The following is a 662-nucleotide window of genomic DNA, read 5'->3' as shown; positions in this document are numbered from 1 at the left end:
TACGGCCCGCGCGAATCGATGGAATACGACGTCGTGATCGTCGGCGGCGGCCCCGCCGGGCTGTCGGCGGCGATCCGGCTCAAGCAGCTGGCCGCCGAGAAAGGCACCGAGATCGGCGTGTGCGTGCTCGAGAAAGGTTCCGAGATCGGCGCGCACATCCTGTCGGGCGCGGTGATGGACCCGCGCGCGATCAACGAACTGTTCCCCGACTGGAAGGAACGCGGCGCGCCGCTCGACGTCGAGGTGACGGAAGACCGCTTCCTGTTCCTGTCCGAGAAGAGCGCGGTCACCACGCCGAACTGGGCGCTGCCCGCCAACTTCCAGAATCACGGCAACTACGTGATTTCGCTGGGCAACGTCACGCGCTGGCTTGGGGCACAGGCCGAAGCGCTGGGCGTCGAGATCTTCCCGGGCTTCCCCGCTGCGGAGATTCTCTATAACGACGACGGCTCGGTCAAAGGCGTCGCGACCGGCAACATGGGCGTGGGCAAGGACGGCGAGCCGACCGAGAACTTCCAGCTCGGCATGGAGCTGCACGCGAAATACACGCTGTTCGCCGAAGGCTGCCGCGGCCATCTGGGCCGCCAGCTGATCTCGAAGTTCAAGCTCGACGCGAACGCGGATCCGCAGGCCTACGGGATCGGCATCAAGGAACTGTGGGA

General features: G+C 66.0%; 1 protein-coding gene. It reads left to right on the top strand.

All coding sequences use genetic code 11. The features are described 5' to 3' along the window. A partial coding sequence (locus tag CFB40_RS37585) for an NAD(P)/FAD-dependent oxidoreductase (protein ID WP_179255351.1) occupies positions 1-662 on the top strand: 662 nt, incomplete at both ends.

The sequence above is a fragment of the Burkholderia sp. AU31652 genome (assembly GCF_002223155.1).
Taxonomy (GTDB): Bacteria; Pseudomonadota; Gammaproteobacteria; order Burkholderiales; family Burkholderiaceae; genus Burkholderia.
This window is presented reverse-complemented; position numbering and strand designations above follow the sequence as displayed.